This window comes from Streptomyces sp. NPDC052107, from assembly GCF_040680215.1.
GTDB lineage: Bacteria > Actinomycetota > Actinomycetes > Streptomycetales > Streptomycetaceae > Streptomyces.
Genome location: NZ_JBFAWG010000288.1, coordinates 1 through 1,327 on the forward strand (window position 1 = coordinate 1; position 1,327 = coordinate 1,327).

Here is a 1,327-nt window from a genome sequence, read left to right on the forward strand (position 1 = left end):
CTGGTGTACCGGCCGTCGAGCAGTCCGTGGACGGTGGTGCGGCCGTCGCAGGCGGAGACGATGTGCTCGGCGAAGTACCTTCTGCCGTTGCGGAGTTCGATGCCGATCGCGCGGTCGTTCTCGACGAGGATCTTCTCCGTGCGGGCCCGGTAGGTGACCTCTCCGCCCAGGCCCAGGTAGCGGTTCTCGACCGAGCGCGAGAGCCCGAGTGAACCGCCTTGCGGGAAACCGGCGTTGAGGTGGTGGGCCGCCGCCATGTTGAACAGGTACGGCAGCAGCGGGAAGCCCTCCGGGTCCTGGAAGAAGATGTTGCGGAAGGCCCGGCGCAGCAGCGGGTCCTGGAACTTGTCGGCGAAGACGTGCATCGGGGTGGCGGCCGTGCGCCAGAAGAGCCGGAAGGCCGGCAGCACCGTGCGCAGGGTCGCCGCCCGCTCCCGTACGGTCCGCAGGGCGGGGGCGGTGAGGAACGGGTACAGCTCGATGTCGATGAACCGCCGCAGGTCGCGGGTGAAGGCCCGGATCAGGGGGGCGTCGGCGGGTGAGAGGGCCAGCAGGTGGGCCTCCAGCCGGTCGGGGTCGTTGTAGAAGGTGACCGAGCGGCCGTGCTCGTCCTCGACCTTGTTGAACAGTTCGAAGTTGGTGACGGTCTTGCCGTCGAGCGCGCCCAGCTCGCGCCAGACCTGGTGGGCGTCGTTGCCGGGCGCGGTGCCGATGAGCCATTCGATGCAGTAGTCGAAGAGGTAGCCGTCCCTCGACCAGGCGGTGCAGCAGCCGCCGGGCAGTACGTGCTTCTCGAAGATCCGGGTCCTGGCGCCGCTCATCTGCGCGTAGCAGCCGGTGGAGAGGCCGGCCACGCCCGCGCCGATGACGATGACGCGGGGCGGGGTGCCGGGGGTGCGCTCGCGGCTGCCCCAGTCGTCGACGGTCTCCTTGCGGAGGGTGGTGTCAGTCGCCATGGGCCGCGTCTCCCGTCAGTGCGGTGCGGATCAGGGCGGCGTTGCGGGGGAGGTGTTTGGGGTCGAGCATGTCGGCGTGGAGGCCGGAGCCGCGCAGGACGACGGTGGTGGCGGTGGAGCTGCCGTGCCAGGTGCCGTGCTGTCCGGCCGCGTAGAGGGCGGCCTTCTCCTGGTCGGTGATCACGCTGACCGGTGCGTCGACCGTTCCGGTGTTGGGGGCGCGGCCGCAGAAGGTGAGGTATTCGGCGGCGTGCGCGAGGGTCTCCTGGGCGACGGCCTCCGATCCGGTGTGTTTGCGGAGGTGGTCGGCGAGTTCGGCCTCGAAGTGGCGGATGCCCTCGTCCCCGGGCTCGTAACGCTCCATGATGCGG

The 1,327-nt window shown here is 70.2% G+C and carries 2 protein-coding genes; both read right to left on the bottom strand.

What is annotated here, in order from left to right; genetic code table 11:
- On the bottom strand, positions 1 to 956 hold a 956-nt coding region (locus AB0M27_RS47880; protein WP_365732471.1), incomplete at its 3' end, for an NAD(P)/FAD-dependent oxidoreductase.
- Positions 946 to 1,327 (bottom strand): hypothetical protein (locus AB0M27_RS47885; RefSeq protein ID WP_365732472.1); only part of this gene is annotated, 382 nt, incomplete at its 5' end. The genes AB0M27_RS47880 and AB0M27_RS47885, both read right to left, overlap by 11 nt.